This window comes from Rhizobium sp. AC44/96 (assembly GCF_001692185.1).
In the GTDB taxonomy this organism is placed as follows: Bacteria; Pseudomonadota; Alphaproteobacteria; order Rhizobiales; family Rhizobiaceae; genus Rhizobium.
Genome location: NZ_LXKO01000043.1, coordinates 16,244 through 41,751, shown reverse-complemented (window position 1 = coordinate 41,751; position 25,508 = coordinate 16,244). Strand labels below are relative to the sequence as shown.

The following is a 25,508-nucleotide window of genomic DNA, read 5'->3' as shown; positions in this document are numbered from 1 at the left end:
CTCTGCAATTTTCTTTCCAAGGAGCATGAGATGCGTTCCGTCGTCTCGTTCAATGAATCATGGGCTTTTCACGAAGGGTTCGCCCAGCGCCTGCTCGACAGTTTCGACGGCAGACAATTGGTCAGCCTGCCGCACACGGCAGTAGAACTGCCGTTCAATTATTTCGATGAGAAGTCCTACCAGCGCGCCTTCACCTATCAGAAGCTCCTGCGCTGGATGCCGGAGTTCACGGGTCGCGAGGTGTCGCTCGTTTTCGACGCGGCCATGGCCGATGCCGTCGTTTATCTGAATGGTGAGGAGATCATTGCGCACAAGGATGGTTACACACCCTTCGAGGCCCGGCTTACCGGCAAGCTCATCAAGGGCGACAACCTGATCGCCGTGAAGATCGACGGCAGCGAAAACCCGGCTATTCCGCCCTTCGGCGGCGCCATCGACTATCTCACCTATGCCGGGATCTATCGCGACGTATGGCTCAAGGTTACCGATCCGGTCTCGATCAGCAATCTCAAGATCGAAACCCGGGACGTTCTGAATGACGAGAAAACAGCGACGGTCCGGATCGACCTCGCCAATCCGCAGGCTGTCGACTTCCTCGGCACGTTGACGGCAACGCTGAAGGATGGTGACGGCACGGTGTTGGCGACCACATCGGGCGAAACGACTGGAGAAGCGGTCACGCTATCCTTCCACGGCCTGACCGACATAGCGCTCTGGAGTCTCGAGACGCCGGCGCTCTACTGCGTCAACGTCGAACTGGCGACGAGCCACGGTTCCGATCGGCTCTCCTCCCATTTCGGCTTCCGCTCGGCCGAGTTCACACCGGACGGTTTTTTGCTGAACGGCAAGCCGCTGAAACTGCGCGGGCTCAACCGCCATCAGGCCTTCCCCTATGTCGGCTATGCCGCCGGGCGTTCCGCGCAGGAGCGCGATGCCGACATCATGAAGACGGTGTTGAAATGCAACATGGTGCGCACGTCGCACTATCCGCAGTCGAAGTGGTTTCTCGACCAATGCGACCGCATCGGCCTCCTGGTTTTCGAGGAAATCCCGGGCTGGCAGCACATCGGCGACGAGGAGTGGCAGCAGGAGTCGATCCGCAACGTACGGCGCATGATCGAGCGAGACTGGAACCATCCGTCTATCGTCATATGGGGCGTGCGCATCAATGAATCGCAGGACAGCCACGATTTCTATGCGGAAACGAACCGGCTTGCGCGCGAACTCGACCCGACCCGGCAGACCGGCGGTGTCCGTTACATCACCGACAGCGAACTGCTCGAAGACGTCTACACGATGAACGACTTCATCCTCGGCAACGAGGAACTGCCCGGCGTCAATCGCCCGCGCACCGCACTACGCCCACAGCAGGAAAGCACGGGACTGTCTCGCAAGGTGCCGTACATGATCACCGAGTTCGGTGGCCACATGTATCCGACCAAGATCTATGACCAGGAGGCGCGCCAGGCCGAACATGTGCGCCGCCACCTCGAAGTGCTCAACGCCGCCTACGGCGACCCCGATATCGCGGGCGCGATCGGCTGGTGCATGTTCGACTACAACACGCACAAGGATTTCGGCTCCGGCGACCGTATCTGCTACCACGGCGTCATGGACATGTTTCGCGAACCGAAATTCGCGGCTTACGTTTACGCCAGCCAATGTGACCCGTCCGACGAAATCATCATGAAGCCCGTAACCTTCTGGGCGCGTGGCGAACGCAACATCGGCGGTGTTCTGCCGCTTATCGTGCTGACCAATTGCGACGAGGTGGAGTTGACCTACGGCTCGGTGACGAAGCGTATCGGCCCGGACCGCGAGAACTACCCCCACCTGCCGCATCCGCCGGTCGTTCTCGATCATCGCCATTTTACGCCGGACGAGCTGGGCACCTGGGGCCTTGCCTGGATCGACGGGAAATTCACGGGCTATATCGACGGAGAACCGGTTGCCCATCTGACGTTCGCAGCCGATCCGCTGCCAACAACACTGGAGCTGGTTGCCGATAGCAGTACGCTCAAGGCGCGCGAACGCGATACGACACGCGTGATCATCCGCGCGCTCGACCAGCACGGCCACCGACTGCCGTTCCTCAACGAGAGCATCACCCTTCGTGTCAACGGACCGGCCAAGATCGTCGGACCGAGCTGCGTGCCCCTGCAAGGCGGAACGGCCGGCTTCTGGCTGGAGGCAACGGGATTGACCGGGACTGTTACCGTGGAAGCGACATCGGCCCGTTTTGAGCCGGTCGTCGTCACGGTAGCCGCCGTTTGAGTTGTCGCTCGCCGGCCAGCCGGCGAGCACACAAGCCTTAGGCCGCTGCCGGCGTCACCGAACGCACGGTGCCGTTGTTGTCGACGACGCAGGAGAATTTCTTGCCGCCGGCATCAAGGTCGACACCAAAAGTGCCGTCCGGCAATGCGCGCGAACCGGTTGGCAGAACCTTGGCGCCCGCGCCGGCAACCCCGGCTGCGGAATTCGCGCACAACAGCTGCAGATCCGCCGGCGCGGTTTGCAGGGTCGTCCGTGCCATGGCATCCGGCGGTGGCGCGGGAGGCGTGCAACCGCCGATCACGACCGCCCCCATTGCCACAAGAATACTCCACCGGCCTGCAATTCGCGTCATAAGGTCATTGTGCGGCACGTATCCCACCCTCCGGAATTTGTCGGTCCTTCCTGCACGTCTTCTTCTGCAATTTTCGGCCTGGCTTCACGCAATTCCAGACGCGAAACCACGGCAGCCCTCTGCCGAAATTGCGTCAGCCGGTGCTCAGACGCCCTTGTAGAGCGCGGCGCCCTGCATCAGCACGATCACCTTGGCGCCGATCTGTATCCGTGAATGCAGATCGATGATGTCATTGTTGTTCATGCGAATACAGCCGGACGACACATCGAGGCCGATTGTCCAAGGCTCCGCCGTCCCATGGATGCGATAGATCGTGTCCTGGCCGCCGTCATAGAGATAGAGCGCTCTCGCCCCCAGCGGATTGTCCGGCCCGCCGGGCATTCCCGCCGCCCATTTCGCGGCATTCGGGTCGCGCGCCACCATCTCGGCCGGCGGCGTCCACGTCGGCCACTCCGCCGTTCGTCCGACCCGCACGATTCCTGCCCAGCCGAAACCTTCGCGCCCGACACCGATGCCGTACCGAATGGCCTGCCCACCCGGCTGCACGAGGTAGAGAAAATGCTGGTTGCCATCGATAATGATCGTGCCCGGTGGCTCCGCCGTACGGAAGGGCACCGTCTGCATGCGGAACGCCTCGGGTGGCTGATTGTTGCGGGCGTAGTATTGCCGCGCTTTCTTCTTGTCGTAATCGACCCAGGTGTGCGTCTTGGGATCATAGATCTGCGTTTGCGCCCAGGCGATCAACGGAACCAGCGAGGCAAAGGCCGCGACCACGATGGCGGCTGCCTTGGTCTTTCGGAGATGTTGGAAGCTTGCCGTCATTGTTTCGCCCACCCATCGACCCGGTTTGCGTTATCCGCGACCCATTTCTTTGCGTAGTCGGACGGCGTCTGGCGCTCCACCTCGAGCGCATAGCTCATCGCGGTTACCTCCTCCGGGGAGAAGTCGACCTTCTCGAGAAATGCCGCGATATTGGCGTGCTTCTTTTCGAACGTCTTCGAGTAGGCGATGTGGAATTCCGCGGCACCCCACGCCGTAGAGGCCGTTGATTTGCTGATCCACAGCGGATCGGCAGCGCTGACGAGCTTCCATTTGCCGGCGTCGTGCGGCGGTTCCTTGATCCGCGCGATCTTGTGGAGATCGAAGATGAAGTGTGGCGCGTAGCACGCGAAAACCATCGGCTGGTTGGTCGCGACTGCCGCGTCGAGCCCTGCCATGGCGACTTCCTCCTCGGCTTCGACCAAGGTCAGGTTCTTCGCATAACCATAGGTATTCGCCCGAACGCGCTCGATTCCTGTCGATGACCATGTAGGGGCGCCGATCCACATCTCGCCCTTGCCATCACCATCGGTGTCGAGAATCTTGGTCTTTTCCGGATCGCTCAGATCGTCGATCGTCTGCAAACCCTTCTCGACGGCACTCGGTGTCGCGCAAATCCCCTGCCATGCAGCCACACCGCGCTTGCTGAGTACGACGACACCCTTGTCCGTCACGAATTTCTTGATGACGTCGTCAAGGTTCGGCCGCCAGACCTCGGGGTGAATATCCACCGTGCCGTTCTCAAGACCGACGAAAGCATTGAGCGTACCGATTTCCTGAACATCGGCATCAAGTCCGAATTCCTTGGCGATCCCCACTTTCAGGATGTTCGCCGTCGCCTGGCCCGAAGGCCAGTTCGGCATGGCGATCAAGAGATCGGCAGCGTCTGCCCGGCCACCAAGACCGAAGACGGCTGCAAGCACTGATACGGAAAGCCATAAACATGCCACGCGCTTCGTCATGCCTGTCCCCCAAACATGCGCCACAGGATCGTAGAAATGCACGGTACACCCTGCAAGCGAACATGCCCAACCGGGCCGCATCCGTCAAGCGCGCGCGATCACGACGCTTGATGTCAATCCAGACCCTTGGCCCACACCTCGACGCGGGCGGCCATGGTGGACAGGTGATCGGCGGCGCTGAATCCGGAGATCTTCTTGCGCGGCTTGAGATCGTGATCGCCGTCCTCGAGCCAGAGCACATCGATCGCGGGTGAGAGCACGTAGGTGGCGACCTCGTCCTTCGTCCCGAACTCATCCCGCGTGCCCTGGCATATCAGCGTGGGCGTCTTCAGCTGCGCGAGATGCGCGGTGCGCAACTGCTCGGGCTTTCCCGGCGGGTGGAAGGGATAGCCGAGGCACAGAAGACCGACGATTCCGCCTTTGGCACGAAGGTCATCGGCTACCATACTGGCCACGCGGCCACCCATCGACTTGCCGCCGATGATCAGACGACCGCTCGCCTTAAGCGCCTGGACAGCCGCGACATATTCGGGGATCAGCTTGTCGGCGCGTGGCGGCGGTGTCCGTGAATCGGAAACGCGGCGAGCCGCCATATAGCCGAACTCGAAACGCGCGACGCGAAAACCTCGAGCCGCGAGCGCCTGGGCGGCCGCGGTCATGGAGGCCGAATCCATTGCACCACCGGCGCCATGCGCAAGCAGGATGGACGTTTCCGCATCAGGTGGACCATCGAAGAGAAATCTGTCGTTCATCACACGTTTTCTAAACCGGCGGCCGATAGCACGCCACACCGAAATCTCAAGGCGCGCACCGCAAGTTAGGCCACAAAGCCAGCGACCGAACGGCTGTTTTGCTGTGGCCTAGTCGTCTGTCACTTGCCATTTGTCGCCCGGGTTAAACGACTTCATCCTGGAAGCGATAGTGCTCGTATCCGCTCCGAGATCGGCTTGGTAGACGATGCCGTTCCGATTGACGACGAAGGTTTGGACACCGGTCTCGCCATATTTCACCGGCCAGGCCACAAGAGCAAAGCCAGCGATCATGTTGCCGTTGATGATGTAATCATAGGCACCGCCGGCGATATTGGCGCCTTGCCGTGTCAGTATCTTGTAACGATAGCCAAAGTAGCCTTTGTCGTCCTTGGCTTTCTTGAGCTGGGCGTAGTCGAGGATCGGTCCCGCCGGGCTCGCGTCTTCGGACTGCCCGGGTGGCCAGAAAAGGCCATCTGTCTTTCCGGGACTGCTGATGAGCTTCTGCGCATACTCCAAGACACCATCGCCGTCGTGGTCATGAAGCGCGTATTCCTCCTGGGCATCGACATAGGCCCGCATGGTGAGGATCGTCTGCAGTTCGTTTTCGCCGATGCGACGATTGATGATCTCCTCGATACCCGCGACCGGGTCGAAGGCCCATTTCCCGTCCTCGCGTTTCGTTATCGGGAAGGGAAACGGCCATTGCTCGTCACCGACATCGATAACGCTCTGCCCACTCTTATTGGTCTCCAGGCTCAGCCGCTGGTCCGCTCCTTCCTTGATGGCCGAAAGCGTCTCCGTCACACCCTCGGTTGCCTTCAACTTGGCGGCGTCAACACCGAGTAGCGCGGCCAGCTTGTCCAGATCGGACGCCGCAACGGCATCCTTGAAGGCCGCCATGGCGTCATCGGCCGTCGCATATTCAGGCGACTTTTGCTTCGAGACAAAGTTTTCGAAAGCCGGTCGGTCGGCTGCTACGCCTGTCCCGGCAAGGAGGAGAACTGAAACAACGATCGATCCAAAAATCGAACGAGAGATCATGCGATGATCATGCTCAATCATGACGAATGTCCTTTGTTCGATTGACCTAGCGGCGTTCGCCGTGAGGAATGCGCGCCCGCCCGCCACCGTGCTGCCCGCCACCCATGGCCTTGCCGCCTCTGTCGGATTGCATCTGCGCTGCCCTTCCCGACCGAACCTCACCAAGTCCGGACGGCTGGCTCGGCCGGTTGTCCGGCCTGTTTGCCATGTTCGGCTTTGCAGCCGGGCGATTGGACGAAGCTGCTCGTGCGTCGGGGCGCTTAGGCGAAGTGTCGGGTCTGGAGGCTCCCGCGCCGGCCAGGTTGCCTTTGCCGCCACGATTGGCAGAACCCGGTTGCCCGCCATCGATCTTGTTCGCACGAACATCCTTGATCGAAGAGGGGGAAACGCGATTGCTCGCAGCGCTGGCGGCATTGCTTTGCAGGGTCTTGGCCTTGGCGTTGACGTTATTGGTGTCGTTCGCCTCGATCTTGCCGCGCATGTTGGTGTTGTCGAGTTTGGTGAACTGGTTCTGGTCGAAGCTGATCTTGCTCCGATCGACGTTTTTCCAGTCCACGTCGTTGAAGTTCACCTTGCCGTTGATGTTGTTGCCGCTGATGTTGTTGAAACAATTATTGCAATCGATATTGACGTCGTTCCCGTTGTAACGCCCGCCCCATACGCCCCAGTGGTCCCAATCCACCGCCGCACCGAACACCGCTCCGGTCACGAAGGCCGCGAAATAGGGAGCCGTGGGATAGTAGTAGTTGGGATAGGGATCCGGGTAATAGGCCAGTGGCGCTGGCGGGTACCCCGCCTGATAGAGCATTTCAGGCGGGTAGTGCGGAACATAGATCTTTTCGGGATTGGTTGCCTGAATGACGACATTGTCGTTCTGCTTGACGACCTTGATCTTGTCGTCGGTCTTGATGACGCCATCCGCCACCGCCTTGTCCCGGAGGGTCTGAATTGCGACCAGAACGCCCTTCTGCTGATTGGCGATGGCCGCACCGATGGCCTGCGTCCAATCGAGATCATTGGCCATCATCTTAACGATATCGGGATAGTTCAGCAGCGATACGACGCTACCGTCCCAGGTACTCTTGGGCTTCAGCGATTTGTTCTTCTGCACGTCGTCCAGATAGCGCGACGCTTCGACAATCTGCAGCGGATAGATGGACGCCGAGCTGATCAGCGCGACCAGTTCATCGGGATAGAGCGCGATCCGTGCCACCAGCACTTCAAGCTGATCTTCGCTCAACAGTTGAGGCGCATCGCTCTGGGTCGTCGTTGTATCCGCGCTTGCCTGCTCCTGGGCGAATGTCGCGGTGACAGGCAAACTCCACAAACCCAGTGCCGTCAAAACCGTTGCCGCAACGCGGACGCACCCATTTCCAGCACGTATTCCCATGTCATCCTCCGACATTCGAACGCACGATATTCTGGCTGCTTGCTATGAAAGTATCTCGTGACGCGGTGGGCGATGCCCTTGGAACCGCGAAGGCAGTACCTGCTTGATGTGGGCAACGTAACCACAACCGGCAAGGCCGCACAAGCGGCATTGTTCAGGAGCCGGGTAGGTTGAAATGCGCGCTCGCCGGAGGTCGGCACCGCTCCCCGAAGCAACCAGAACGTTTTATCAGTGCGCGACTGCCCTCATGCGCGCACTGAGTTCCTGCAAGCCAAAGGGCTTCACTAGGTAGTCATCCGCACCATAACGCAGGCCCTCCATTTGATCGGAGATCTGATCATGAGCCGTGAGAATGATAATCGGGACCGTGCTGTGGCTGTCGCGGAGCATACGAAGAAGAGTGAGACCATTGCCATCAGGAAGGCGCAGATCAAGAAGCACGATGCCGTAGTTTTCGGATGCAACGGCAGACGTGGCGTCACCGAGCGTGACACACCATTTCACCCGGTGACCTTCTGCTTCCACATGATCGCGAACCGCGTCGCCGAGCAACGCGTTGTCTTCAACCAGAAGTACCTTCAACGACATGCACCTCCGCACCGGTATCCCGAGGGTCCGATGCGGGGTTTGCACCGACGACAGGTTCCACGTTGTAATATTTCTCGAGATCGGCCCAGCTTCTGTCCATGGCGTAGGTTCTAGAGAAATGAGGAATCGCAACATGGCCGTACAGGAACGAAAGCTGACGTTCGGCCGTATCCTCGTCGATATGCGCGATCTGGTGACTGTAGATGAGCGACACCAGCCCTGTCCTATCGGCTCCCGATTGGCAGTGAATCAGCATCGGCTTTGGTGCCGAGCGCATAATTTCGATGAGTCGGTCAGCCTGTTCCCGCGACAGGACCCTGGCAGCCGACATGCGGAAGTCGATGTGCTCGACGCCTAGACGCTGGGCATCGGCGAGTTCCTGCTTGTACCACTTGGCGTCGGTTGAACCGCGAAGATTGAGAACGGTTTTGATCCCATGCTCGCGCACATAGCTCTCCAACGCCGCCGAAGTCGGCTGTGCAGAGCGATATAGTTCGCCAGGGATGACCGTGTGGAAATTACCACTGAGCTGAAGATATGCTTCGTACGCCCCAAACGAGCCGCCGAAAAGAAGCAGCGTGGCGGCGGAGGCCACAAAAAGCTTCGACCGGAATATTTTCAATAATCGCACAAGTGCCTCGCGCCAGAGGGAATAATGCGCCTTTTTGCCCCTCTGCCCTGACAGCCACCTGAAGCGTTGCCAGAAATATGCTCTGTGTCGCGTCCGCCCTGCCCTTACAAAAGCGTAAACTATCGGAAAACCGCTCGTAAGATTTGTGGCGTACCTCCGAGTTCAGCGCGAACTTCGAGGCTGGCATGGATACTCTTTCGAGCGGCAAACAATATTCAAGCATCGCCTCTTGGATAAATGAGCGGATGGCGACCTACTACATCAATCTCGAACGCTGCCCCGACCGCCGCCTGCATATGGATGCGATGCTTGCAGCGCAGGGGTTGAAGTTTCGACGTGTGCCGGCAATTGACGGCAGCCAGCTCAAACTTCCCGTCGCCGGCTTTGATGAGCAGGGATACAAGCTGCGACATGGGCGAAAACCGAACCCCTTTGAGATCGGCTGTTATCTCAGCCACCTCGCATGTGCGCGCGAACTGCTGGAAACACAGAAGGCCTATGCATTAATCCTTGAGGATGACCTGGCATTTCCGGCCGATATACTAGAGCTGCTCTCGGCGGCGCTCGAGGACGCCTCCTCTTGGGATATACTGCGGCTATCGACAGTCAATAAGGGTCGAAAATATATCGTGAAAAGGCTTACGGCCGCGCGGGGGTTGGCGGTTTCGCTGACGCGCGAGAAGGGCTCCGGCGCCTACATCATCAACAGGCGTGCCGCCGCCTGGATCACCGAACAGCTCAATCCCATGCGGCTACCCTATGACCTCGCTTTCGACCTCGAACACTTTGCCGGCCTTAAGGCGCTGTTCGTTGCCCCCGTCCCGGTCCTCCAAACTGCCGACCGCCACTCCTTTATTCAGAATGGACTACGACAGTACCGTCTGCCCCACCGACAGCGCATGATGGTGATGCCATACCGATTCTGGTATGAAACGACGCGTTTCCTCGCCCGTCTGGGGGATCTGACAACTTGGAAGGCAGGAATTCACTAAATTGCGTCGTGAAGACGTACTGCACCAAACTTATACCGCCCTCTGAAATTCGTTCAGGTTGGTGTCAGCTTTTCGTGGCTGTCTAATACACGACGTCGTAGTATGTATCACACGACGACGTCGCCACTGTATGGGGGACAGTTAATGGCTGACAGTACGCGGCGCTTGGTACTTCGTACCGAGCATAGGGATAACGTATTTGCCCACGAGCACGAGCCCGTCGGCGATTTCACCTTCAACGCAACAGTTGCCAATGTCTTCGATGATATGGTCAGCCGCTCGGTACCATATTACGAAGAGATGCAGCGCATGGTCTGCGAACTCGCGCAGGACTTCGCGCAGCCCAAGACCAATCTCTACGACATAGGCTGTTCGACGGCGACAACACTTCTCACGCTCGACGGCATGATCGATGCCGACGTGAATTTCATCGGCATCGACAATGCGCCGGACATGCTGCGCAAGGCGACACAGAAGATAGAAGCGTCCGGCACCAATCGCACGATCGATCTGCAGGTGACCGATCTCCATCGCGGATTTTCGATGGAGAACGCCAGTGTCGTCACCATGTTGCTGACCCTGCAATTCGTTCGACCGCTGTTTCGCGAACGCGTGATGAAAACCATCCACGCCGGCCTGAACGAAAACGGCTGCCTCCTTCTGCTGGAGAAACTGACCAGCGAAGACACGACGTTCAATCGGCTTTTCATTCAGCACTACTACGACTTCAAGCGCCGGAATGGTTATTCCGAGATCGAGATCTCAAAGAAACGGGAAGCGCTCGAAAACGTGCTGATCCCCTACCGCCTGGATGAAAATGTGCAGCTTCTGAAAGAGGTCGGCTTCCGCAGCGTCGAAGTGTTTTTCCGCTGGTACAATTTCTGCGGCATCGTCGCCGTAAAGTGAATGAGGGACGCATGAAGCAGACAATGATCACACTGGGGAATTTCTTCTTCCGGTTCAGAAATCAGGTATTTCCCTTCATCATCGTGGTGCTGTTTTTGGTTGCGGCACCGTCTTCAGATTTCGGTGGAAGCGTCACAGCCGAACGTGTCAAGGATCTCGTCGCGCTGCTTGTCGTTCTGTCCGGATTGACGCTGCGGGCAACCGTGATCGGTTACGCCTACATAAAGCGTGGCGGCCTGAACAAGCGCGTCTATGCCAACGACCTCGTCACCGACGGGATGTTCGGTGTGTGTCGCAATCCGCTATATGTCGGCAACATGCTGGTCTACGTGGGCATATTTCTGCTGCACGGCGATCCGACGGTCGTGATTGTGGGCACGGTATTGTTCGCATTCATCTATCAATGCATCGTCTATGCGGAAGAGAAGTTTCTCCAGGCCAAGTTTGGCGATGGCTACCTCGCTTACTGTCGTGACGTTCCTCGCTGGGGGCTGCGACTTGCCAATTTTGCCGAGTCGACTCGTGGAATGACCTTCAACATCAAGCGCGTAATCGCAAAGGACTATTCCACCATCGCGGCCGCTCTGATCGCAATTCTCGTTACCGAAATCTACAGATATGCCGCGACTGCGAATAGGGCTGAGTACGGCTCGTACCTGCTCGCGCTGGGTCTCTCGATCGCGGTTGTCGGGCTTGCAACGGCTGCGGTGAGCCATCTGAAGAAGCAGGGTGTGTTCCGCGAACGGAAGACACTCTACGAGCCGCAACCCGGAGACGGCTAACCGCGAGGTCGCGGCCAGCCGTTCAACCTGTCAGTATTTGGACGGAACATAGAGCTCCGGCGGCAAGACCTTTCGCTCATAGTCCGGATTGAAGACGCGGTCCGGTAGCGCGATATCCTCGTGCGGTACGTCTTCATAAGGAATCTGCTTCAGCAAGTGGTCGATGCAGTTCAGCCGCGCCCGCTTCTTGTCATTACCTTCGACGATATGCCACGGCGCCTCTGGAATGTTGGTGCGGGCAAACGTCTCTTCCTTGGCCTTGGTGTAGCTCTCCCAGCGAACGCGCGACTGCAGGTCCATAGGCGAAAGCTTCCATTGCTTCAGCGGGTCATGGATGCGAACGAGGAAGCGCAACTGCTGTTCTTCGTCGGTAATGGAGAACCAGTATTTGACGAGGCGAATGCCGGAGCGGACGAGCATACGTTCGAACTCCGGCACGTCGTGAAAGAATTGCTCGACTTGATCCTCGCTGGCGAACCCCATCACCCGCTCGACGCCGGACCTGTTGTACCAGGATCGGTCGAAGAGGACGATTTCGCCACCCGCCGGCAGGTGCGGCACATAGCGCTGGAAATACCATTGCGACTTCTCGCGGTCGGAAGGCGCAGGCAGGGCGACGACGCGGGCGACACGCGGGTTGAGCCTCTGGGTGATGCGCTTGATCACGCCACCCTTGCCCGCTGAATCGCGCCCTTCGAAGATCACGACGACCTTTTCCTTGTGGTAGGTCACCCAATCCTGCAGCTTGATCAGCTCGGACTGAAGGCTCAGCAGCGCTCGGAAATAATCGATCCGCGGCATCGCTGCGGGATGCGCCTTGCGATAGATCTTGCGGATCTCATCCGACAGAGCCGGTTCCGACAGTTCGAGCTCATAGTCCTCGTCGAGCGTATCGGCCAGTTCGGCTTCGAGCCAATCCGAGGGGAAAGTGCCATTTGTCGCGGTCATTTCAGCGTCCTGATCTGGAATTGCCTGGCTTCAGAAGATCTGCCGTAAAACAATCAAGTCGGCAACATTTGCCGTGCTCGTCGCCCCGCGCATGAGAAGCTGACTACCGAATTAAGCTCTCAGGATGAAATTCTCGTGACAACACACGCCGAAGCGTTCAGCCCTCCCGCAATCCGAAATGCGTTTCGAGGTCTTGCCAACTCCTGTCCATCGCGTAGGCGGACGAGAGATAGGGAATTCCCAGGTGCCCGTAGTAGAAGGAGAGCTGGCGTTCCGCGACCTCTTCGTCCATGCCAGCGACCTTCTGGCTGTAGATGACCGAGACCAGACCGGTTCTGTCTGCGCCCGACAGGCAATGAACAAGGATGGGCTTCGGGGCGGAGCGCATGATGGCAACAAGCTCGTCTGCCTGCGACGGCGAGAGTATCTTGGATGCCGACATTCGGAAATCGATGTGCTGAACGCCCAGGCGCGCCGCCTCTTCCCGCTCCTGAACATACCAGGACGCATTGTCATTCTGACCACGCAGGTTGATTACCGTCTTGATGCCATGTGCCTTGACGTAATCAGCAAGCTGCTCCGACGACGGCTGGGCCGAGCGATAGAGCTCTCCGGCAATGACGGTATGGAAATTACCGCTCAGCTGCAGGTAACCGACATAAAGGCCCGCGAGTGCGATCGTTGCGAACACAACGGCTGCGGAGAAGCGAAGTCGTGACCGCCAAGCAGAAAATGAGGTTTTCAAATCCACCACGCCTTTGAAAAGAGAGACGCTCGGGATATGCGATCGACGGCTGACAACGACCTGAACGGCCGGCACTAATCGCCCGGGATGCGATGAAATTTGTGTGACAGTCGGCCGGTCACATCAGGCCGGCTGTTCGCCTTTAACGCTTAGTTTCGAAGTAAAGCGCCGCTCAACGCGGAATGCGCCTTATACAGCGGAAACCGACATGGCTTGTCGTGGTGTCGATCTCCTGGGCATGCCGGGCCGCCGGGCGGTACCGGCGGCAGTAGTTCGGCGCGCACAAATGCGATCCGCCTTTGAGAACGCGGCGAGGAATATGAAGCGCCGCCTGCCGGGGATCGATGCTTGCGTCTTCATCGGCATTGCGCGGGTTACTCGGGATGCAGCAGGCCTTCGCGGCGGCCTGAGGGTGCTGCGTTGTCCAGAAATCGACTGTCCACTCCCAGACATTGCCGATCATGTCATAGATGCCGTAGCCGTTCGCAGGATACGTCTTGATCGGCGAAGTGCGGTCGAACCCGTCCTCCTGCAGATTTTCGTGAGGGAATGCCCCCTGCCAGGTATTGGCGAGATGGCGCCCCTCGGGCGTAAATTCCTCGCCCCAGGCAAACTCCGCGCCTTCCAGTCCGCCCCGCGCGGCCAGTTCCCATTCCGCCTCTGTCGGCAGCTCCTTGCCGGCCCACTCGGCATAGGCAAGCGCATCGCAATAGGCGATATGCACCACCGGATGGTCGAGAAGATTGCCGATGCTGCTCTTGCGTCCAAGCGGGTGGCGCCAATTGGCGCCGAGGGTGAACACCCACCACTGGCGGATATCGCGGCTCTGCACCACATAGTTCGGCGGCACGAATACCAGCGATCCCGCCCTCAACTTGGCCGGATCGGCACCGGGATATTCCGACGCCACCGGCTTTTTCTCCGCGAAGGTGACATGTCCCGTTGCGTTGACGAAGCTGAGGAAGTCCCGATTGGTAACGGGCGCCTCGTCGATCCAGAAACCGTCGACACGGACAGGGTGAGCCGGCGCTTCCTCGGGATAGTGATGGTCAGAGCCCATCATATAGGTCGAACCGGGCACCCACACCATTCCGGCCGGGGCGGTCTCTTTCGGTGCGTCGACAACATCGGCTGATCGGATATTCATCGAAATAGCATCCTGCCTGCTGGTGAATTGACGAGCCTGGGCATGCGATCACAATCCTGAATATGGCGCGTTTCCTCGGTCCTCGCCAGTCCCACGAAGTCGAGCGCCGATTTTTTGCTCAGATCCGGAGAAACCGACGACGGCATGGAGGCCGCTACGCTCCCGCCGAAAAGGCCAGATCGCCCTAATTCTTCGGCGTCGCCGCCGTTTCTGCTGAGCTCTTGTGCAGGGCCATCTGCTCCTCCAGCAGGGTGTAGGCAATGTAATATTTGAAGATGTTGCTGACGTACTGAACCGTCTCGCGCCCGACGATCGCCGCGGCACCGTTCTCGACATTGCCGAACCAGATATTGGGATCGAGGCCGAGTTCGGTAGCCTTCTTCCGGAATTTCCTGAGATTCCCCGGCCCCGCATTGTAGGCGGCAAAGGCCATCAATTGCTGGTCGCGCGGCGTTATGCCGGGGTCGTTGATATAGACATCAATCAGATGGCGAAGATATTTCGCGCCAGCCTCGACGTTGCGATCCTCACTCTGGGCGATACCCGTGATGCCGATATCCTTGTCGGCTGCGGTGGCCGGAAGGAGCTGCATGACGCCCACCGCGCCACGTGGGCTGCGCCGTGTCTGGTCCAGCTGAGACTCCTGATAGCCCTGGGCGATTAGCATCAGATAGTCGAAGGAATATTCGCCCGCATGCTTGCGGAAGATTGCGACCAGCGTCTTGAACCGCTCGACATCATCGGGGGAATAGGCCTTCTTCAGTATCTTGTCGCTTTTGAAAAACTTGTTCCGAAGCATATTGCCGAAGGCTGTCCCGATCTTGTGCTCCCCGGCAAATTTATCGAGCACCGCCTTCAGTTGCGGACTGTCCTTGCGGATGGCCCAGGCGATCTCCCCATGCGTCGATACGGCAATGTCGGCATGCACCTTCAGATCGGAAAAGACCGTAGACCATATCTCGGCCTTGTACTGGTCGACGATCGTCCAGGGCAACAGCCCGGCATTGACCATCTCCATCAGATCTTCATCCTCGAGATTCTCATCAATGATCTTGATCCGGACTTCCGGCTTGCCGTCATGCTTTAGCTGCTCATTGAGGGCAACAAGGTGCTCGTAATAGCTGCTGCTCTGGCGAACGGCTATCTCCTTGCCGCTGAGCTCGGCGAGGCTGGCCAAGGCAGGGGCAGACGGCCCCGATACCAGCACTTCACTTGCATCGGCATAGATCGGCGCGCTGAAGTCGACCTGCTCCAGTCGCTTGGGAGTCACTGTCATGTTCGCCATGACAATATCGCCAACCCCTTCGTTGAGTGCCGGAAGGAGACGATCGCGCGCCGTCGGAATGAAGGCGACCCGTATACGCTCGATTTCCTTCTTCTTTCCCTTGTTCAGCTCCTTCTCGAGCGCGAGCCCAAAATCCACTGCGGTTCCGAACTGGCGTCCCTTGTCGATGAAGTAGATGGTCTTGCTGTAGGGCACCAGGATCCGGATCAGCCGCAACTTGGCCATCGCATCGAGGTCGCCGGTATTTGGCTTCGGCATGATTTTCGTAAGCAGCGGTGCACCGACATCCGTTGCGAACAGGACTTGGTGGCTAACGAACAGGATCGCAGCGGCAAGCATCACCCTCAGAAAAAAATGGCGCATGGCTCCACCCCAACTTCCGTGTTTTCCGACAGAGGCCTGTCGCCTTCAGATTCCACGCGTGAGCAGGACTTTTGAGCGACCGCGCGATGCTAGCGGATTTCGTAGCGGTTCGGCAACAGCAACGCGCGATCCGCTCCTTACCGCCACCTCAACGCGAAAAAGCGCTTCCTAATGGGCTCCAATATTGCCAACATCGTTCCAGCAGTGAGTCATCTGTAGCCGTGGCGTTCGAGGGGAAGTCCAATGGTCAGTAAGATAGCATACATTGCAACGATCGTGGCGGCGCTTGCCGTTTCCACCGGCGCGCGGGCCGCCGATCTTCTCCCGGCAACTGCACCGCAACCCGTTCCCTCAAGCTCCAGCGGATGGACGTTCTCTGCCTCCCCCTATTTTTGGATCGCCGGGCTCGACGGCAAAACGCAAATTCTCGGACTGCCGACGGTCGATATCAGCGAGAACTTCAGCGATATTATATCGGACTTGGACTTCGCCTTCATGGGCGCGGCCGATGCGCGCTATGATCGCTACAGCATCTTCACCGATCTCAGCTATGTCAGGGTAACGACCGATGCAGCGACACCCCGCGGCATCATTGCCGACCAGGTCGACTTGAAGTCGGTCACGTTCACCGCCATGGTTGGCGGCGCTTACACAGTCTATGAGGACCCCAAGCTTCGCTTTGACGTGCTCGCGGGCGCACGCTTTTGGCACGTAGAGACACGGGTCGCGTTGAGCGGCGGATTGATCGGCAGCCTTTCCCGCACTGACTCGGCAAACTGGGTCGATGGTCTAGTCGGCGTTAAAGGCAGCTACTCCTTTACCGACAACATTTACGCCACGGGATGGGCGATGATCGGCGCCGGTGGATCCGACCTCGACTGGGATGTGCTTGGAGGTCTGGGCTACAAGTTCAATGACACGGTATCGGCAGTTGCCGGCTATCGCGCGCAGGGCGTCAACTACAGCAACGACGGCTTCACCTACGATGTCATCCAGCATGGACCCATCCTCGGCATGACAATCAGGTTCTAACGCTTCAAAGGATCGCGACCTAGCCGAGCTGCCGAAGCCGATTGTTTCCTCATCATGGAGCCGTTCCATCTCGGCGACAGCAACAGCGGTTGTTTGACTGGTTCTCCAGGCTGCGGTTCCAGTTTCCGGGACGAGCCGTCACGCGGTCGGGATCGAGCGCACGTGGTTGCGCCTCTCGGGCAGCCCGTTGCTCCGGGCATTTTTACCGTAACGTACTTCCGAAAAACCCAGGATTTTTCCAAGATCGATCGGCACCCGATGCCGCCTTCCCTTGGCACATCATGAGCATGAACACTACGGAGCGTGCCGTGAATCTCATCATCACTATCGCCGAATGGAGCCCGATCGCGTTTGCTATTGGCCTCCTTGGCACGCAGCTTGTAGCCCATGAAGTCGGTTTTCGCGTGGGCGCTCGAAGCCGCGACGGCAAGGGCGGACAAGTCGAAAATGTAGGCGTCGTCGTCGCCGGAATGCTCGGCCTGCTCGCTTTCGTTCTGGCACTTACACTGTCATACGCGTCCGCGCGTTTCACCGAGCGTCGTGAGGGGACGCTAACTGAAGCCAACGCCATCGGCACGGCCTGGCTGCGAGCAAACGCGATCGGCATCCCCGCCGGTGACGAAATCGCGACGCTGCTCGAAGAGTATGCGCGCGTACGGGCCGATTTCGTAAGGGCTGGCCGGAGTGGCGACGTCGTCGCGAGGACCAACACCGACACCTCCGCACTTCAGAAGGAGATCTGGAGCCGCGTGACCACGATCGTGCGTGCGCGGCCCGATCCGGTCTCCGCAGCGCTGATGGCATCCGTCAACGAGACCTTCGACGCCAGCACCGCAGAACGCTTCGCGCTCGGAATGCGACTGCCCTGGCAGATCTTCTGGCTGCTTATCGGCGTCATGTTCTTGAGTATGGCGGCCCTCGGCTACCAGTTCGGCCTGAAGGGCCGCCCCGTTCGCTTCCTGATTTTCCTGCTGACCGCCGTTTGGACCGCGATCGTCGTGGACATTCTCGACCTAGCCTCGCCACGGCTCGGCTACTTTCGGACAGATGCGACCGTATACGACTGGGCAATCCAGGGATCTCGGGGTAACAGCTCGTAAAACGCAATGGTCTATTATTTCGACTAGGTGGTGGACTAATAATTTCTGAGCCATATGCGAGCTGAGGCGAGCATGACTGCTTGAGTTTGCAGAAGTAGCGTTCGACGACATTGCGTTTCTTATAGACCACCGGATCGACTGTGCGCTGGACTTTGCGATCCCTCTGTGTGGGAATGTGAGCGTGGCCACCACGCTTGCGGACCAGATCCACAATGGCCTTAGCATCGTAACCGCGGTCAGCCACAAGGGCCTTGGCCGGTTCGAGACCGTCGATCAGCGCCTCGACAGCTGCCTTGTCCGATGCTTGGCCGGCGGAAAGGGTAACCCGCAGCGGCAGTCCATCCTGATCGACCAGAGCATTGATCTTGGTGCTCCGTCCTCCACAAGACCGGCCGATGGCGTGATCCGGACCCCCTTTTTTCCACCGGCAGCATGCTGGTGGGCGCGGATGATCGAACTGTCGATCAGGTGCATCGCATTGGGCGAGGCGGACGACAAGGCCTTGAACACACGAACCCAGACGCCCGCTTTGGCCCAACGATTGAACCGATTATAGACGGTCGTATGCGGTCCATAGCGTGCAGGCAGGTCGCGCCAGGGTGACCCCGTGCGAAGAATGTAGAAGATGCCGTTGATGACCCGGCGGTCATCGACACGGGCAACCCCGCGTGGCTTGTTCGGGAGCAGCGGCTCGATCAGCCGCCACTCCACGTCACTCCATGCTGAAACTCCTTTCGTCGACGACTTAGCTTGCGATACCGAGCCCGTTAGCTCTCTTGCCAGCCCCGCCCAGTGCCCACTGCCCCGAGGCAAGCGAGAGCGGTGGGCTCCGATCTTTCCGGGCCGCTGCCTTCACAAATCAGTCCTTGTCGCACTCAAATTTCGCGCTGCTTCCTGGCGGATACGTCGAAATTTACCGTTGCGTACTTTTGCAACGCTCCACAATCGGCATTGTTTATCCGACACCTGAGGCGAAGTCTTGGAAAGCAGGGTGCGGCCCTAACCCCCCTCGGAAATCGGAGGAAGAGATTGTGACGGCACGTGACGATATTCTCGATCTGGGCAAGCGTGTCGGACAGTCGATCATCGGCCAGGATACGATGGTGCAGCGCTTGCTGCTTGGCCTCCTGGCGAATGGCCACCTGCTCGTGGAAGGGCTGCCTGGTCTGGCAAAGACGAGAGCGATCAAGAGCCTCGCCAAGAACCTCGATTCCGAGCTGTCGCGCGTGCAGTTCACGCCCGATCTCCTGCCTGCCGACATTACAGGTTCCGAGATCTACTTCTCGGAAGGCGGCAAGGGCGAATTCAAGTTCCAGCAGGGCCCGATCTTTGCAAACCTAATCCTGGCCGACGAAATCAACCGCGCGCCGGCAAAGGTGCAATCGGCACTTCTCGAGGCGATGGAAGAACGGCAGGTGACCGTCGGCGGCCAAAGCTATCCGTTGCCCGATCTCTTCATGGTGATGGCGACGCAAAATCCAATCGAACAGGAAGGCACCTACCCGTTGCCGGAGGCACAGCTCGACCGTTTCCTGATGCACGTCGAGGTCGGCTATCCCAACGAGACATCGGAAGCGGCGATCATGCGTCTCAACCGGGATGAAGAAAACGCCGCACAAAACAACAAGGGACAACCAGCAAAGATCGAGCGGCTAAACCCTCAATCGGTCTTCGACGCGCGCACGGAGATCGGCGTGGTAACCGTCTCCGAACCCGTCGAAAAATACATCGTCTCCCTCGTCATGGCCACGCGTTACCCCGACCGCTACGACAAGGATCTTGCCAAGCAGCTGCAAGTCGGCGTCAGCCCCCGCGGCGTCATTGGCTTGGACAAGGTGTCGCGTGCCTATGCATGGCTGCAGGGGCGCGACTACGTCACACCTGATGACGTCAAGGCGATCGTGAACGACGTGTTCCGACATCGCCTCATCCTCTCCTATGAGGCTCACGCCTCGAACACCACCGCCGACCAAGTCATTGATCGCATCACCGAACTGGTGGCCGTCTCATGAACAACGGCGGGGATCACACAACCGGGGTCCACGTAACGACGCAGCAACTCGTTGCGCTCGAGGGCCGCGCTCGAGACCTCACCTTCATCCAGAAAGCTCGCTCCCACCAGCAACTTGCAGGACGCATGCAATCGGCGATGCGGGGCCGCGGCCTCGTGTTCGAGGAGTTGCGGGAATACCTTCCCGGCGACGACGTCCGGTCGATCGACTGGCGCGTCACTGCGCGGACGAGCAAACCCGTTGTCAGGGTCTATGGCGAAGAGAAGGAGCGCCCTGCCATTCTCGTCGTCGATCAGCGCATCAACATGTTCTTCGGAAGCCGCCTGGCGATGAAGTCGGTTACGGCGGCAGAAGCCGCGATGCTGACCGCCTGGCGCATTCTCGGCTCCGGCGATCGCGTCGGTGGCTTCGTGTTCGACGACCAGGACGTGAGCGAGGTGAAACCCCATCGCAGCCGAAATGCGGTAATCGCCTTCGCCGATCGGATCGCCACCATGAACGGCAAGCTGGATGCCGGCCACTCCGCTCCCCCGTCTCCCGAGGCCCTTAACGACGTCCTCCACCGAGTTGCGGAAATTGCCCATCATGACTTCCTCGTTGTCGTCGTCAGCGATTTCGACGGTCACAGCGAGACGACGCGCCAGCTCCTGCTTCAGCTGTCGTCCCGCAACGACGTCGTGTGCCTTCTCGTTTATGATCCATTCCTTCTCGAGCTGCCGTCGTCGGGCGAGATCGTCGTCAGCGGCGGAACGCTGCAAGCCGAACTGCCGCTCGGAAAGCCCGCCGTGCGCCGGTCTATCGACAAGTTCGCTCAGGACCGCGGCGACGAACTCAGAGCCTGGCAGCGCCAACTCGGCCTGCCCATGCTGCCGATTTCAGCAGCCGAAGAAGTCGCCCCTCAGTTGCGGAGCCTCTTGGAACAATCGGCCTGGCGGCAAAGGAGGCGATGATGGAGCCGGCGGCCAAACTCGACCCGATCACGGAAGCCGCCCTGCGCTCGCTCAAGGACATAGCGGTGCCACAGCCGGTTTCCTGGATGCCGCAAACCTGGGGCTGGGGTGCACTGGCCGCCATCGCGATCGCGGCCCTGCTGCTATGTGCAGCCCTTTTCTACAGGCGTTGGCGTCGCAACGCCTATCGGCGCGAGGCGCTTCGGCTGCTCGACGAGATTGCCGACGACTTCCGCAGCCCGCAAACCCGGGAGCAGGCCATCACGCGCCTCGGGGAGTTGCTGAAGCGCACGGCTCTGGCAGCGTGGCCACGCCAGACGATCGCGGCGGCTTCGGGCAACGATTGGGTCAGCTTTGTCAGCGCCCATCAGGGCGGCGAAATCGGCACGTCGCTGAAAAGCTATCTCGACGATCTGGAATACCAAGCCCCCACGGCACTGAACGTGGAGGCCGGGGACAACCTTCTGCGTGATGCACGGCACTGGATCGAGAGGCATCATGTATCAGCTTGACCTGCCATGGGCGCTGCTGCTTTTGCCCCTTCCTCTGCTTGTCTGGTGGCTCGTGCCCCCGCATCGAGAAACGTCGGCATCCATCAGGCTGCCCTTCTTCAATGAGGTCGCGAGTGCAGCCGGTGTCGAACCGACGGAAGGCTCCGTGGTGCCGAAGCGGTCCTGGCCTCAGACCGTGATCGATGTTCTGGCCTGGTGCCTGATCGTCATCGCATTGGCGCGTCCGCAATATGTGGAACCGCCACTGGAGAAGACCGAACCCCAGCGCGACATTCTTCTGGCGCTGGACCTGTCCCAGTCGATGGATACCCGCGACTTTGCGGCACCCGACGGAACATCGAAGGCGCGCGTTGATGCGGTCCGGACCGTCGTCGCGGACTTCGTGACCAAGCGACCGGGCGATCGTATCGGCCTGATTGCGTTCGGCGATGCGCCCTATCCCCTCGCACCCTTCACGATGGATCATACTCTTGTTGAAACCATGGTGGAGGGCCTTCTTCCGGGAATTGCAGGACCCCGGACAGCACTTGGCGACTCGCTGGGCCTTGGCATTCGCATGTTCGAAAAGACCACAGTTCCCGAGAAGGTGATGATCCTGCTCACCGATGGCAACGACACCGCAAGCAAGATGCCGCCTCTCAAGGCGGCCGACATTGCCAAGACAAAAGGCATCCTCATCCACGCGGTCGGCATCGGCGACCCGGCTGCGACCGGCGAAGACAAGCTCGATACAGCGTCTCTGCAGAAGATCGCCGAGACCACCGGCGGGCGCTATTTCTTTGGTGGTGATCAGAACCAGTTGCAGGATATCTACAACGAACTCGACCGGATCACACCTCAGGATCAGAAGCAGCTTTCCTGGCGTCCTCGCATAGAATTGTTCCATTGGCCGCTTGGCGCGGCGGTCATCCTCACTGCCACCTGGTACGGGATCACCGGGCTCTTGGGCTTCGTCCGCCGGAGGTCTCCCGCATGATCTCGGATTTTCACTTCCTCCGGCCATTCTGGCTGAGCGCCCTGCTTGTTCCTCCCGTCATCCTCTGGATGGTGTCGCGTGCGGGTGATTTTCGAAGCCGCTGGAAGGGATTGATCGCACCGCACCTGCTCGACAGCCTCATCATCCAGCCGGACCGCAGGCATCGCTATGCCCCCGCCTGGGTTCTGGCTGCCCTGCTAACGCTCGCAATACTCGGTGCCGCGGGCCCGACCTGGAAACGCGAAGCGCCGCCATTCGTTGCGGATACGGCATCCCTCGTCATCGCGGTGGATCTTTCACCGACCATGGACGCCATTGACATTTCTCCAAGCCGCATCGAACGGGCGAAGCTGAAGATCCATGATCTTCTTGCCACCCGCAACGGCGCGCGCACCGCCGTGGTCGCCTATTCGGGAACCGTCCACCTTGTCGTGCCGCTCACGGACGACATCGAGCTGATCGAAACCTATACCGACGCATTGGCGACCGGCATCATGCCGAAGCCGGGAAAAGACACGGCGGCCGCCCTGACGATGGCGGATAACCTGCTGAAGCGGGACGGAACGTCAGGAACCATCGCGCTCCTGACCGACGGAATAGAGCCGACTGCGTCGGCAAGCGCCAAGAATATCGAGAGCGCCACCGTTGTGCTTGGCATCGGCACGGCCGAAGGCGGCGTTGTCAAGCAGAGCGACGGCAGCTTTCTTACCGGTGCCGGAGGAGCCCGCCTGACCGCGAAGCTGGACGTCGATGCGCTGAAGGCATTCGGCAGCGACACCGGCGCGGATGTCGCGACGATGACGCAAGACGACACCGACGTCCGGTGGCTTGCGCAGCGCGTGCGAACGAACTTCGCCCAGCAAACAGCAACGGAAGGCGATCGTTGGCACGACCTCGGATGGTGGCTCATCGCTCCTGTGGCGCTGTTGTCCGCGCTGTCGTTCCGTCGTGGCTGGCTCGTCAGGCTTTCAGCCGTATTGCTCGCCTTTCATGTCCTGTCGCCGACATCGGCGTCAGCCTTCGACTTCGCCGACATGTGGCTGACGCCGGATCAGCAGGGCCGCCGCGCCTACCAGCGGGAAGATTACGCGACAGCAGCGGGGCACTTTCAAGACCCCATGTGGAAGGGCGTCGCCCTCTATCGTGCCGGCCGATATCAGGATGCGATTGATGCCTTTGCGGCCATCGACACCCCGGAAAGCTGGTACGATCAGGGGAACGCGCTCCTGCATCTGAGCCAATTCGAGGAGGCTGTTGCTGCCTACGGCAAGGCACTGGAGACGCGAAAGGATTGGCCCGATGCCGTCGCAAACCTCGCGATCGCCCAGCAACTTCTCAAACAGGAGCAGGACAAGGAGCAGGAACAGGAAGAAGACCCGAATCTGAAGCCAGACAGCATCCAGTTCGACAACAAGGCAAAGAAGGGCAAAGCGGGAGAGGTGAGCGTCGCCGAGCAGACGTCGGAGATGTGGATGAAGAACATCCAGGTCAGCCCGGCCGACCTCATGGCCAGAAAATTCTCGATTGAGGATGGAGGTCCGAAACCATGATGAAGCTGATCCTGAGCATCGTCCTGCTTCTTGCCCCGTCGATTGCATGGAGTGCCGAACCGTTTGCCCGGGCTACCGTCGAGGATGGTGACGGCATCGTGCCGGGGCAGCAGGTGCGCGTCGATGTCGATATATACGTTCCCGACTTCTTCACATCGCCTCCGCAATTCCCACTCTTTGATCTGCCGAACGCCTTGGTGACGCTCCCGGCCGAACGGTCTCAGAACGTCACCCAGACCATCGACGGCGTTCAATATTCCGGCATTCGCAAGGCCTATGCGATCGTGCCGCAGGTCTCAGGAGCTTTCACCCTGCCCGAATTTGCCGTGGAGTTCGGCTATTCCGTCCAAGGCAAGCCGGAGAAGGCAACGGTCACGGTACCGTCGGTGTCCTTCGCCGTTAAGGGATCACCGGCACAGGGAGAGCAGGCCGCGCTCGCGGCAAGCAATCTCACCGTGGAACAAGCCTTCGATCACGACGCGCGATCCTTGAAGGTTGGGGACGCGCTGACCAGAACGATAACGATTACCGCCCAGAACACCCAGGCCATGATGATTCCGCCGCTGGACGCCGGCACCGTTACTGGGCTTCGTCAGTACGAAAATGCCCCCGCGATCCAGGATGGCATCGAAGTCGGCCGCGACACGGCAAGTCGGCGAACCGAAACCTATATCTATACGGCAGACAACGAGGGCTCGTTCGTCATCCCGGCCGTTTCCTACGCCTGGTTCGACATATCGAGCCACGAGAGCAAGTCGGCCTCATTGCCTGCTGTGACCGTCGATGTGTCTGCGGCGGCCGCGTCTTCGACCGGGATCAAACCGGTGCTCGAGGAACCGCAGCACCCGCTGCCGCATGTCAATCGCCAACGGATCGCCATAGCGATCCTGTCCCTTCTTGCAGTCGCTGCGCTGGTGCGGATCGGCTTCAAGCTGTTTCCCGCTCTCGCCGCACGGCTCCGGTCAGCGCGGGAGAGACACCGTTCCTCGCACGGTTATCGATTGAAGCTGCTGCAGCAAACAATCCAGAACGGCAGCGAAGCGGAAATCTACGCTAGCCTCGCGGCCTGGAGCAGAAGGCTCGGCTACCGCACGCTTGCCGAATGGCTGCGGGGGGCACCTGAGGAACTCAAATCTCAGGTCGATATCCTCGCCCGCACGCTTTTCAAAGCCGCTGGCAGCAAGATCGACCGAACGAAGTTGGCGGCCGCAGTCGACTTCAGGACAGCCGATGCGCCGGTCGTGAATCCGGTTCTGCCGCCACTGAACCCCTAGCTGTCGCACGTCGTATCACAGGCCGAACGCCGTCAATTTACGCTCGGTTTTACCGTAACGTACTTCCGCGTGAGCGATAAGGCGCGTCTTCTATCCGGGCACGGTCCCAACCCAAGGAGACTACC

Annotated in this window: 24 protein-coding genes and 1 pseudogene; 12 read left to right on the top strand and 13 right to left on the bottom strand. The window is 59.5% G+C overall.

Annotated elements, in window-relative coordinates; genetic code table 11:
* Positions 1 to 30: 30 nt before the first annotated feature.
* A complete protein-coding gene (locus tag A6U87_RS28255) occupies positions 31 to 2,274 on the top strand; it encodes a glycoside hydrolase family 2 protein (protein WP_065694645.1) in 2,244 nt (747 codons plus the stop codon).
* Positions 2,275 to 2,311: 37 nt separating this feature from the next.
* Here A6U87_RS28255 and A6U87_RS28250 read toward each other — a convergent pair whose 3' ends face one another.
* The 8 genes from A6U87_RS28250 to A6U87_RS28215 all read right to left on the bottom strand — a co-directional run bounded on the left by A6U87_RS28250 (position 2,312) and on the right by A6U87_RS28215 (position 8,809).
* Positions 2,312 to 2,587 carry a hypothetical protein gene (locus A6U87_RS28250; protein WP_065694644.1) on the bottom strand — a complete coding sequence of 92 codons (276 nt, stop codon included), beginning with the start codon at positions 2,585 to 2,587 and terminating at the stop codon, positions 2,312 to 2,314.
* A 183-nt stretch (positions 2,588 to 2,770) separates the two neighbouring features.
* On the bottom strand, positions 2,771 to 3,448 hold the full coding sequence (locus A6U87_RS28245; protein ID WP_113523701.1) for a L,D-transpeptidase: 678 nt from the start codon (positions 3,446 to 3,448) through the stop codon (positions 2,771 to 2,773).
* Positions 3,445 to 4,308 carry a glycine betaine ABC transporter substrate-binding protein gene (locus A6U87_RS28240; RefSeq protein WP_244499591.1) on the bottom strand — a complete coding sequence of 288 codons (864 nt, stop codon included), beginning with the start codon at positions 4,306 to 4,308 and terminating at the stop codon, positions 3,445 to 3,447. The genes A6U87_RS28245 and A6U87_RS28240 overlap by 4 nt, the downstream gene beginning before the upstream one ends.
* Positions 4,309 to 4,520: 212 nt before the next feature.
* Positions 4,521 to 5,159, bottom strand: a complete 639-nt coding sequence (locus A6U87_RS28235; RefSeq protein ID WP_065694642.1) for an alpha/beta family hydrolase — start codon at positions 5,157 to 5,159, stop codon at positions 4,521 to 4,523.
* Between the two features lie 108 nt (positions 5,160 to 5,267).
* Positions 5,268 to 6,221 (bottom strand): DUF2950 domain-containing protein, encoded by a 954-nt coding sequence (locus tag A6U87_RS28230; protein ID WP_065694641.1) that lies wholly within the window; start codon positions 6,219 to 6,221, stop codon positions 5,268 to 5,270.
* 25 nt (positions 6,222 to 6,246) lie between these two features.
* Positions 6,247 to 7,590 carry a DUF3300 domain-containing protein gene (locus A6U87_RS28225; RefSeq protein ID WP_083199699.1) on the bottom strand — a complete coding sequence of 448 codons (1,344 nt, stop codon included), beginning with the start codon at positions 7,588 to 7,590 and terminating at the stop codon, positions 6,247 to 6,249.
* A 228-nt stretch (positions 7,591 to 7,818) separates the two neighbouring features.
* Positions 7,819 to 8,178: a response regulator gene (locus A6U87_RS28220; RefSeq protein WP_244499585.1), complete on the bottom strand. Its 360-nt coding sequence runs from the start codon at positions 8,176 to 8,178 to the stop codon at positions 7,819 to 7,821.
* Positions 8,153 to 8,809 carry a dual specificity protein phosphatase family protein gene (locus A6U87_RS28215; protein WP_244499584.1) on the bottom strand — a complete coding sequence of 219 codons (657 nt, stop codon included), beginning with the start codon at positions 8,807 to 8,809 and terminating at the stop codon, positions 8,153 to 8,155. The genes A6U87_RS28220 and A6U87_RS28215 overlap by 26 nt, the downstream gene beginning before the upstream one ends.
* A gap of 185 nt (positions 8,810 to 8,994) precedes the next feature.
* Between A6U87_RS28215 and A6U87_RS28210 the strand changes: the two genes are divergently transcribed.
* The 3 genes from A6U87_RS28210 (at position 8,995) to A6U87_RS28200 (ending at position 11,489) form a co-directional block, all read left to right on the top strand.
* Complete coding sequence (locus A6U87_RS28210) at positions 8,995 to 9,801, top strand: glycosyltransferase family 25 protein (protein WP_065694793.1); 807 nt, start codon at positions 8,995 to 8,997, stop codon at positions 9,799 to 9,801.
* Positions 9,802 to 9,945: 144 nt separating this feature from the next.
* Positions 9,946 to 10,707: a carboxy-S-adenosyl-L-methionine synthase CmoA gene (gene cmoA, locus A6U87_RS28205; RefSeq protein ID WP_065694639.1), complete on the top strand. Its 762-nt coding sequence runs from the start codon at positions 9,946 to 9,948 to the stop codon at positions 10,705 to 10,707.
* Between the two features lie 11 nt (positions 10,708 to 10,718).
* Positions 10,719 to 11,489 carry an isoprenylcysteine carboxylmethyltransferase family protein gene (locus A6U87_RS28200; RefSeq protein WP_083199697.1) on the top strand — a complete coding sequence of 257 codons (771 nt, stop codon included), beginning with the start codon at positions 10,719 to 10,721 and terminating at the stop codon, positions 11,487 to 11,489.
* 30 nt (positions 11,490 to 11,519) lie between these two features.
* On the opposite strand, the gene ppk2 is transcribed toward A6U87_RS28200, so the two are convergent.
* The 4 genes from ppk2 to A6U87_RS28180 all read right to left on the bottom strand — a co-directional run bounded on the left by ppk2 (position 11,520) and on the right by A6U87_RS28180 (position 15,977).
* Complete coding sequence (gene ppk2, locus A6U87_RS28195; RefSeq protein WP_065694638.1) at positions 11,520 to 12,437, bottom strand: polyphosphate kinase 2; 918 nt, start codon at positions 12,435 to 12,437, stop codon at positions 11,520 to 11,522.
* Between the two features lie 157 nt (positions 12,438 to 12,594).
* Entirely contained in the window at positions 12,595 to 13,128 is a 534-nt protein-coding gene (locus A6U87_RS28190) for a dual specificity protein phosphatase family protein (protein WP_065694791.1), read from the bottom strand.
* Positions 13,129 to 13,354: 226 nt separating this feature from the next.
* Positions 13,355 to 14,329, bottom strand: a complete 975-nt coding sequence (locus tag A6U87_RS28185; protein ID WP_065694637.1) for a formylglycine-generating enzyme family protein — start codon at positions 14,327 to 14,329, stop codon at positions 13,355 to 13,357.
* Between the two features lie 184 nt (positions 14,330 to 14,513).
* Positions 14,514 to 15,977, bottom strand: a complete 1,464-nt coding sequence (locus tag A6U87_RS28180) for a lytic transglycosylase F (protein ID WP_065694636.1) — start codon at positions 15,975 to 15,977, stop codon at positions 14,514 to 14,516.
* 243 nt (positions 15,978 to 16,220) lie between these two features.
* On the opposite strand from A6U87_RS28180, the gene A6U87_RS28175 reads away from it, so the two are divergent.
* Positions 16,221 to 17,009, top strand: a complete 789-nt coding sequence (locus A6U87_RS28175) for a hypothetical protein (RefSeq protein ID WP_065694635.1) — start codon at positions 16,221 to 16,223, stop codon at positions 17,007 to 17,009.
* A 308-nt stretch (positions 17,010 to 17,317) separates the two neighbouring features.
* Positions 17,318 to 18,109 carry a hypothetical protein gene (locus A6U87_RS28170; RefSeq protein WP_244499583.1) on the top strand — a complete coding sequence of 264 codons (792 nt, stop codon included), beginning with the start codon at positions 17,318 to 17,320 and terminating at the stop codon, positions 18,107 to 18,109.
* Between the two features lie 35 nt (positions 18,110 to 18,144).
* Here the strand turns inward: A6U87_RS28170 and A6U87_RS29515 are convergent.
* Positions 18,145 to 18,892 (bottom strand): annotated as a pseudogene (locus A6U87_RS29515) (IS5 family transposase).
* A gap of 248 nt (positions 18,893 to 19,140) precedes the next feature.
* Here A6U87_RS29515 and A6U87_RS28160 point away from each other — a divergent pair.
* From A6U87_RS28160 to A6U87_RS28135, 6 genes are read left to right on the top strand one after another with little or no spacing between them, the layout of a single operon-like run.
* Positions 19,141 to 20,121 carry a MoxR family ATPase gene (locus A6U87_RS28160; RefSeq protein WP_065694633.1) on the top strand — a complete coding sequence of 327 codons (981 nt, stop codon included), beginning with the start codon at positions 19,141 to 19,143 and terminating at the stop codon, positions 20,119 to 20,121.
* Positions 20,118 to 21,071, top strand: a complete 954-nt coding sequence (locus A6U87_RS28155) for a DUF58 domain-containing protein (RefSeq protein ID WP_065694632.1) — start codon at positions 20,118 to 20,120, stop codon at positions 21,069 to 21,071. The genes A6U87_RS28160 and A6U87_RS28155 overlap by 4 nt, the downstream gene beginning before the upstream one ends.
* Positions 21,071 to 21,583, top strand: a complete 513-nt coding sequence (locus A6U87_RS28150) for a DUF4381 domain-containing protein (protein ID WP_065694631.1) — start codon at positions 21,071 to 21,073, stop codon at positions 21,581 to 21,583. The genes A6U87_RS28155 and A6U87_RS28150 overlap by 1 nt, the downstream gene beginning before the upstream one ends.
* Positions 21,570 to 22,559, top strand: a complete 990-nt coding sequence (locus tag A6U87_RS28145; protein ID WP_065694630.1) for a VWA domain-containing protein — start codon at positions 21,570 to 21,572, stop codon at positions 22,557 to 22,559. The genes A6U87_RS28150 and A6U87_RS28145 overlap by 14 nt, the downstream gene beginning before the upstream one ends.
* Positions 22,556 to 24,109, top strand: a complete 1,554-nt coding sequence (locus tag A6U87_RS28140) for a VWA domain-containing protein (RefSeq protein ID WP_065694629.1) — start codon at positions 22,556 to 22,558, stop codon at positions 24,107 to 24,109. The genes A6U87_RS28145 and A6U87_RS28140 overlap by 4 nt, the downstream gene beginning before the upstream one ends.
* On the top strand, positions 24,106 to 25,383 hold the full coding sequence (locus A6U87_RS28135; protein WP_065694628.1) for a BatD family protein: 1,278 nt from the start codon (positions 24,106 to 24,108) through the stop codon (positions 25,381 to 25,383). Before A6U87_RS28140 ends, A6U87_RS28135 begins: the two co-directional genes overlap by 4 nt.
* Positions 25,384 to 25,508 lie beyond the last annotated feature (125 nt).